This is a genomic window from Actinoplanes sp. NPDC048791, from assembly GCF_040650095.1.
GTDB lineage: Bacteria > Actinomycetota > Actinomycetes > Mycobacteriales > Micromonosporaceae > Actinoplanes.
In genome coordinates this window covers 1-7,583 of the sequence record NZ_JBEZGQ010000360.1, presented here as the reverse complement: position 1 = coordinate 7,583, position 7,583 = coordinate 1, and the positions used below count along the sequence as shown (strand labels likewise).

Annotated in this window: 12 protein-coding genes; 9 read left to right on the top strand and 3 right to left on the bottom strand. The window is 66.0% G+C overall.

The features are described 5' to 3' along the window. Positions 1-449 (bottom strand): amidase family protein (locus AB0C29_RS24320; protein ID WP_360824149.1); only part of this gene is annotated, 449 nt, incomplete at its 3' end. A gap of 24 nt (positions 450-473) precedes the next feature. Then, complete coding sequence (locus AB0C29_RS24315; protein ID WP_360824147.1) at positions 474-1,625, bottom strand: cystathionine gamma-synthase; 1,152 nt, start codon at positions 1,623-1,625, stop codon at positions 474-476. Positions 1,626-1,649: 24 nt separating this feature from the next. Here AB0C29_RS24315 and AB0C29_RS24310 point away from each other — a divergent pair, with 24 nt between their 5' ends. From AB0C29_RS24310 to AB0C29_RS24275, 8 genes are all read left to right on the top strand, one after another. Beyond that, a complete protein-coding gene (locus tag AB0C29_RS24310; protein ID WP_360824144.1) occupies positions 1,650-2,072 on the top strand; it encodes an HIT family protein in 423 nt (140 codons plus the stop codon). An 82-nt stretch (positions 2,073-2,154) separates the two neighbouring features. Next, on the top strand, positions 2,155-2,745 hold the full coding sequence (gene msrA / locus AB0C29_RS24305; protein ID WP_360824152.1) for a peptide-methionine (S)-S-oxide reductase MsrA: 591 nt from the start codon (positions 2,155-2,157) through the stop codon (positions 2,743-2,745). Positions 2,746-3,377: 632 nt separating this feature from the next. Further along, the gene (locus AB0C29_RS24300; protein ID WP_360824141.1) at positions 3,378-4,100 is read left to right on the top strand and encodes a DUF6879 family protein; all 723 of its coding nucleotides are present in this window, start codon (positions 3,378-3,380) and stop codon (positions 4,098-4,100) included. Then, positions 4,097-4,960 (top strand): Scr1 family TA system antitoxin-like transcriptional regulator, encoded by an 864-nt coding sequence (locus AB0C29_RS24295; protein ID WP_360824138.1) that lies wholly within the window; start codon positions 4,097-4,099, stop codon positions 4,958-4,960. The genes AB0C29_RS24300 and AB0C29_RS24295 overlap by 4 nt, the downstream gene beginning before the upstream one ends. Before the next feature lie 134 nt (positions 4,961-5,094). Beyond that, complete coding sequence (locus AB0C29_RS24290; RefSeq protein WP_360824135.1) at positions 5,095-5,289, top strand: DUF397 domain-containing protein; 195 nt, start codon at positions 5,095-5,097, stop codon at positions 5,287-5,289. A gap of 100 nt (positions 5,290-5,389) precedes the next feature. After that, entirely contained in the window at positions 5,390-5,518 is a 129-nt protein-coding gene (locus AB0C29_RS24285) for a hypothetical protein (RefSeq protein ID WP_360824132.1), read from the top strand. 101 nt (positions 5,519-5,619) lie between these two features. Next, complete coding sequence (locus AB0C29_RS24280) at positions 5,620-6,192, top strand: dihydrofolate reductase family protein (protein ID WP_360824129.1); 573 nt, start codon at positions 5,620-5,622, stop codon at positions 6,190-6,192. A gap of 100 nt (positions 6,193-6,292) precedes the next feature. Next, positions 6,293-6,616 carry a hypothetical protein gene (locus tag AB0C29_RS24275; RefSeq protein WP_360824126.1) on the top strand — a complete coding sequence of 108 codons (324 nt, stop codon included), beginning with the start codon at positions 6,293-6,295 and terminating at the stop codon, positions 6,614-6,616. 197 nt (positions 6,617-6,813) lie between these two features. Here the strand turns inward: AB0C29_RS24275 and AB0C29_RS24270 are convergent, their stop codons facing one another. Continuing rightward, positions 6,814-6,990, bottom strand: coding sequence for a hypothetical protein (locus tag AB0C29_RS24270; RefSeq protein WP_360824123.1), 177 nt, complete (start codon positions 6,988-6,990; stop codon positions 6,814-6,816). 154 nt (positions 6,991-7,144) lie between these two features. Here AB0C29_RS24270 and AB0C29_RS24265 point away from each other — a divergent pair. Then, positions 7,145-7,583 (top strand): CYTH domain-containing protein (locus tag AB0C29_RS24265; RefSeq protein ID WP_360824120.1); only part of this gene is annotated, 439 nt, incomplete at its 3' end.

The window sequence follows — 7,583 nt, the reverse complement described above, 5'->3', positions numbered from 1 at the left end:
TCCAGCGCCCACGGGTTGCGGGTCGGCTCCTCGGCGCCGTCGGTCGTGCCCCACAGTCCCAGCTCGGGCATCCGGGTCACACCGACCACCACCGCGCCGGCCCCGCGCAGCCGCCGGACCACCTCGTGGTCGTCCTCGGCCACGGCGGACCGCGCCGCCGCCGAGCCGTGCCAGGTCGGCAGGCCGGCGACGGGCGTGTTCTCCTTCACCGCGACCGGCACGCCCGCCAGCGGCAGATTGGCCAGGTCTTCCTGGTCGTCGACCTTCTCGGCCTCGGTGATCGCCTCACCGGCCCGCACCACCCGGAACGCCGCGATCGCCGGATCGGAGATCGCGATCTGCTCCAGGTGATCGGCCACGACCTGGGTGGCTGTCGTGTCGCCGCGCCGCACCGCACGCGAGATCTGCTTCGCCGTGGCACCCACCCACGTGGTCGCCAGGTTCTCCATGGCCCGTCTCCGTCTGTCTAAGCCCTAGCCGAGCGCCTGCTCCAGATCCGCGAGCAGATCGTCAACGGTTTCGATGCCGACAGACAGTCGCACGAGATCGGCGGGGACTTCAAGCGGTGAGCCCGCGGCGGACAGGTGTGTCATCTGTCCCGGGTGCTCGATCAGCGACTCGACGCCGCCCAGCGACTCGGCCAGGACGAACAGTTTGGTCCGGTTGCAGATGTTGATCGCCTGCTCAGGACCGCCGGCCGCGCGGAACGACACCATGCCGCCGAAGCGTGACATCTGCTTGGCGGCGGTCTCGTGTCCGGGATGCGACTCCAGCCCCGGGTAGAGCACCTGACCGACGGCCTCATGGTCTTGGAGGTAGGAGACGATCCGCTCGGCGTTGTCACAGTGCCGGTCCATCCGTACGCCGAGGGTCTTGATGCCCCGCAGGGTCAGCCAGGCGTCGAAGGGTCCGTTGACCGCGCCCATCGCGTTCTGGTGGAAAGCGAGCTGATCGCCGAGCTCGTCACCGGCGGTGACCAGGGCGCCACCGACAACGTCGGAGTGCCCGCCGAGATACTTGGTCGTCGAGTGGATGACCACGTCGGCCCCGAGCGCCAGCGGCTGCTGAAGGTAAGGAGAGGCGAACGTGTTGTCGACGGCGAGCATCGCGTCGTACTCGTGGGCCAGCGCGCCGAGGGCGGTGACGTCGGCGATGTTCAGCAGCGGATTGGTCGGCGTCTCGGCCCAGATCAGCCGGGTGTGCCCGGGACGGAACGCGGCGCGTACCGCGTCCAGGTCGCTGAGCGGCACGGCGGTCCAGTCCAGGCCCCAGTTCTCCGCGACCTTGGCGAAGAGGCGGTAGGTGCCGCCGTACGCGTCGTCCGGGATCACCACGTGGTCGCCGGGACGGCAGACCGTGCGCAGCAGGGTGTCCTCGGCGGCGAGCCCGCTGGCGAAGGCGAGGCCACGCCGGCCACCCTCGATCGCGGCGAGGCACTCCTGGAGGGCGTCGCGGGTCGGGTTGCCCGAGCGGCTGTACTCGTAACCCAGCCGCGGGGCGCCGACGGCATCCTGCGCGTAGGTGCTCGTCTGATAGATAGGCGGCACCACCGCCCCGGTGCGCGGATCCGGGTCCTGCCCGGCGTGGATGGCCAGAGTGTCGAAGCCGTACGTGTTACCCGTCATGAACGGCAAGGCTAGTCTGCGCTGATGCCCGACTGCCTGTTCTGTTCGATCGTGGCGGGTACGGTTCCCGCGTTCCGGGTGGTGGACACCGAGGACGGCGTCGGTTTCCTCGACATCCGGCCGGTCTTCAAAGGCCACGTCCTGGTGGTGCCCCGCCCGCACGTCTCCCAGCTGACCGACCTGCCCGCCTCGCTGCTGCCGGGCTATTTCGCCCTGGTGCAACGGGTGGCTGCGGCGGTCCCGTCAGCCCTGGGCGCCCAGGGAACCTTCGTGGCGATCAACAACGTGGTGTCGCAGTCCGTGCCTCATCTGCACACGCACGTCGTACCCCGGACAAAGGGCGATGGCCTGCGCGGCTTCTTCTGGCCGCGCACGAAGTACTCCTCCCCCGACGAGGCGCAGTCGTACGCGGACCGGGTAAGGATCGCCCTGGAGGAAGCGTTGTAGAGGGCGGATGAGAGGAGTGACCGTGTTCCTGCGGTACAAGAAGCTCGACCTGCCTGGTGTTACGTCCGGCCACCACGCCGAGATGCCGGTGGCTGAGAAGCACACGGTGCTCGGAACCCCGCTGAAGGGCCCCTGGCCGGCCGGATTCGAGACGGCCGTGTTCGGCATGGGCTGCTTCTGGGGAGCCGAGCGGATCTTCTGGCGGCTGCCCGGGGTGTACTCGACCTCGGTGGGTTATGCGGGCGGGACGACCCCGAACCCTACGTACGAGGAGACCTGCTCGGGGCGTACCGGGCATGCTGAGGTCGTGCAGGTGGTCTACGACCCGGCGAAGATCAGCTATGAGACGTTGCTGAAGGCGTTCTGGGAGAACCACGACCCTACGCAGGGCATGCGCCAGGGGAACGACGTGGGGACTCAGTACCGGTCGGCCATTTACACGACTACGGCTGCGCAGGCTGCGGTGGCGATGGCTTCTGTGGAGGCGTTCCAGCCGGTTGTCAGCAAGGCTGGGCGGGGGCAGATCACTACTGAGATTGCTCCGCTGGGGGCGTACTACTACGCCGAGGATTACCACCAGCAGTATCTTTCGGACGCAAAGAACCCGGGTGGCTACTGCAACCACGGGCCGAACGGGATGACCTGCCCGATCGGTGTCGCGAAGACCAACTGACCTCAGCAACGGACGGGCATCCGCATCGGGTGCCCGTCTCGTGCGACGGTTGTTGCGAAGAGTTGGCCTGACCATGCGCCGAAATGCCAAGCCAGATGGACCGACCGCCGGCATCGTCACCCTGCCGCGCCATCTCAACTGGTCCGGCTCGGCCGACCATGACTGGTCTGACTACTGATCATTTACCGATAGCTGCCACCAGCAGTATCTGTCGGATGCGACGAACCCGGGCGGTTACTGCAACCGCGGGCCGAACCGAATCACCTGCCCGATCGGCTTCGCCGGCTCGCCCGGATGCGCCGGCCGGCATGACGTCAAGAAGCGCTTCGACGGGAGTCGTCGTTGTCTCTTGTACCAGGTCGGCGCAACGCGATGATGATCTCCACTGCCTGTAGAACGCACGCTAGAACTGCCAATGCTGTCAGCACCCTGTCTGCCTTTCGCATCCCGATGACGTGGTTGAACCATGCGTGCCCAGCGCTGGACCTGTCCATTACATTTGGTATTCACGAATAAGGCGGACAGGGCTGACGGCGGCCCGCCGATATTCCGCCGGGCCGACTCCGGCGCTCGTTTATTCGGTCGCGAAGAATTTCGGTTTCAACCGGTCCCACTGCGGTACCGTCGTCCCGATGCAGGACCGGATCGACAGGCCAGGAGTGACTCGAGTGCTCGACGAGCGCGTCCTCGACGGCGACCCGCGCCGACTCGTCGCTCCACGCGGCACGCCACCGACTTGCGAGGCGCTCCCTGACCGGGCGATAGACCGTCCTTCGACGGTCGCGTCCGTGCATAGTGGTGCATCAGGCGCGCCCTCGGCGCGGATCGGGCCGGCCAGAGGGGGCAACATGAAAGATTTGACGCAGATGTTGAACACTTTTCACTCGGAAGCACTCCGCCTGGAGGCGCTCCAGCTCTACTCCGAGGCGTCCGAGCGGCATCTGTTCGAGCTCTACCTCGCCGGCGAGCCCGTCCGGCCGGTCTCGAACGAGTGGCCCGAGTTCGTGCGCAGCAAGAAGTTCGGGCGCCAGTTCCAACGGGTCCGGCTGGTCACCGAGCCGTTGTCCAAATACACGAGATTCGAGCTGGAGTGGCTGTACCCGCCGAATTACGGCGCCGGCGAGGACATCCGGGTCCGAACCGTGGACGCACCGTATGACGGCCCGGACTTCTGGCTGTTCGACCGAGAGGCTCTGCTGCGACTTCACTACGACGATGAAGGCGCCTTACTGGAAACTGAGCGGGTCACTGACCGCAAAGAGGTCGAAGCCGCACTCAAGGATTACGAACAATACGCTTTGGAAGCGGTGCCGCTCACCGAGTACCTCATGCAGATGCGGAACGGGCAGAAATGACCGACAAGTTGTTGGACGCCCTGCCCAATCATCGTGAGCTGGCGCGTGTGCAACTGGGCGCCAGCATTCGGAAGATCCGCCAGCAGGCAACGATAAAGCAGGCGGCTCTCGCCCGCGCCGCACACATGAGTCAGCCCAAGATCTCCAAGATCGAGCTCGGCGATGTGGCGCCGAGCATTACGGATATACGCTCGATCCTGGCCGTGCTCAAGCCGGCGGAGGAGATCGAGCAGAAGATACTCGCCCAGTTCGACCTGCTGGACATGCCTGAAGGCGATCGTCGAGCAATCTATCAATTGGGCATCGCGTCCAAGCAGAGGCAATTTCGCGAGTTGGAGAAAAAGGCAGAACGAATCCGGGTCTTTGACACGTCGGTGCTGCCGGGGCTTATGCAGACCGAGGCGTACGCCCGTGGCATCGTGACCGGCCTCGCCCCGTTTCCGCAGAACGAGATCGATGAAGCGGTCGACGAGCGGATGCGACGCCAAGAGCGCCTCTGGGAAGCCGGCAAGTCGTTCGAGTTCATCATCCTGGAAGCCGCACTGTGGGCGCGTCACTGCACCGCGGAAGAACATCTGGCCCAGCTGGACCGCATCCGCCAGCTGATGACGAGGCCCAACATCCGCTTCGGGATCGTGCGCGCGAACTCGCCGCTGCCCAACGTGATCAACGCCTTCTGGCTCTTCGACGAAGACTATGTCTCCGCGGAGACGATCGCCTCCGAGGTGATCTCGATCTCCCCGGAATCCATCCGTGAATATATTCGAGCTTTCGAATCACTAACGGCACTGGCCATGTTCGACAGTGCGGCCGATGCCGTGATCGGGGAGGCAATGGTGTCGCTCGAGCGGTCGTCCTGAACGCGTACAACGCATTAGTTCGCCGCTTCAGTCGCAGAGTCATTGCCGTCCTCGATCAGGCCGCTGTGACTCCTGACATCTGGCACTCCTCTTGAAAGACAATATTCAAAACTGCGATCATGAGGATTTCAATGATGAACGCCGATTCTCCGAAATGGCGTAAGTCCAGCTTTTGCGGCTCCAATGCCTGTGTCGAGGTTGCCGAAATCGACGGCAAGGTCGCAGTCCGTGACTCCAAGGACACTCGCAGCGCGGTTCTCACCTTTACCCGTGATTCATGGGATGCCTTCGTCACCGGCATCAAGGACGGCGATTTCGAGCAGTGCTGATCGGCGCGATCTGACCTCATCGGTGGCGCGCTTCTGACACCGGTGAAGATCCCGATGCTGGGATCGTTGAGGGCCTCCGCACGGGCATCTGATCCGTGTCGTGAGGCCCTCTTGCGTCACGCTGAGCCTCGTCGTGGTCGCCGGTGTGGCCGATCAACTGGCCGAAGCGGCCGCCCCTCGACTGGACTCGCTTTGGCGGGCAGCGCTGCTGGGCAACTCCACCGCCTGACGCATCCGCGGAAGAACCTCAGCAGGGCTTGTCGATTCGGGGCAGGGGCGTTCGTAGCGGAAGTGAGAGACAACCACCCGCTCACTTCCAAGGAGAACCCCATGACCGCGACCTACACCTTCGACGTCTTCTCCAGCCTCGACGGCTTCGGCGCCGCCGGTGGGGACTGGACCGGCTACTGGGGCAAGCAGGGCCCCGAGCTCCTCGACCGCCGTCTCGCCCTCTACGACACCGACCAGCGCATGGTCTTCGGGGCCAACACCTACCGGATCTTCACGAGCCTGCTGGCCGAGAACACCGAGGAAACAGTCCGCGACCCGTGGGTCACCCGCATGCGGAACCTGCCGACGACCATCGTGTCGAGCACCCTCGAAGGCCCCCTCGACTGGCCCGACGCGACCGTCGAGCACGGTGACGCCGTCGATGTCGTCGGCCGCCTCAAGGAGCAGTCCGACATCCCGCTCCGCTCGCACGGCAGCCTTTCGCTGAACCGGGCGCTGATGGCCGCCGGCCTTGTCGACCGCGTACACGTGACGCTTTTTCCGGTCGTCACCGGCCGGACCGGGATCGGGCCGATCTTCGCCGGCGCCGAGGATTTTGACCTCGAGCTACTCGAGACCCGCACGCTCGACGGCCGAGTCCAGGAGCTCATCTACCGCCCTACGCTGCACTGATGCCGTCCTCCCTACGGGTGTAAAAGATCGACAGCCTCCTACCCCTCCTCACACACTGAACAAGAAGACAATTCAGGAGGTAGACCTCGGGAGGTTCACCATGCCCAGGTTTCACAATGAGGAGGAGCGGGTCGCCTGGACGCTGGCCGAGTCGCTGGCCGACAAGGCGCGGGCGATGATGCGGCAGGCCGAGGCCGCGCTCGAGACCTGGCGGATCGGCAAGGAGCTCAATCGCGTTCGCTGTGCGCGGCGCGGGATCAGTGCTTCCGACGCCGAGATCCGCTGGTCCGAGACCGCCAACGCCAAGAACGCACTGACCGACAACAGTTTCCACGTCTCGCTCGCGACGATGTACTTCGGTGCCGCCGCGGCCTACTACTCCCGGGCCCAATATCTCCGAAACCACGGGGACGCCCATGTATGAGAAAAGCGCCGCCCCGACCGGGGCGGCGGTCGGAGCGGCGCTCTCGCAGGCCTGACGGACCCGGCGCTCGCACGGGGGACGAGCGCCGGATCCACCAGGGGCCTGAGTCGAGTGTGCGGCGGATTTCTGGGAAACCGCTGTGCCGCACCGCCAAATGAGCTGGGAGTCAATCAGGGCCCGCGAACAAGCAGAAAACGTCAGCTGTCGGCCGGTGGCGGCTTGGGCGGCTCCGCCGGAGCGCTCGCACCAGGCCCCTGCGCGGCGCCCTCGCCCTGGTTCACTCCCGGACCGGCGAGCGCGAGCCCGAGCACCGCACCCGCGCCGATCAGTCCGAGGCCGGCCAGGGAGATCTTGCGTCGTTCCGGCTCGTTCACGGCACCTCCAAGTTCAAGACCGGCTTTCCATGCTGCCCCGGCCTGCTGTGAGATAGCTGAGTCGCCCGGCCGAGACAGCTGAGTCGCCCGGCCGAGACAGCTGAGTCGCCCGGCCGAGATAGCTGAGTCGCCGGCCAGCAGGCATATTGGTCATATGGAGACGGCAACCGAGAACGAACGCAAGTACGACGTCCCCGCCGGTTTCGAGTTGCCGCCTCTCATCGGTGCCGGCGGGGTGCGGGAGCTCGGCGCGGCCGAGGTGCACGAGCTCGATGCGACCTACTTCGACACCGACGATCTGCGGCTGGCCCGCCACAAGCGGACCCTGCGGCGGCGGACCGGCGGCGGGGACGCGGGGTGGCATCTCAAGACGCCGGCCGACGGGTCGAGCCGGACCGAGCATCGGCTGCCGCTGACCGATGGTGACGACGTGCCCGCCGAGCTGGTCGCGGAGGTGCGCACGATCGTCCGGACCCGGCCGCTGCGCCCGGTGGCGCGGCTGCGTACGCATCGGGTGGAGACGCCGCTGCGCGACGAGCAGGGCCGGACCCTCGCGCTGGTCGCCCAGGACCGGGTCGGCGCCGAGACCGGCG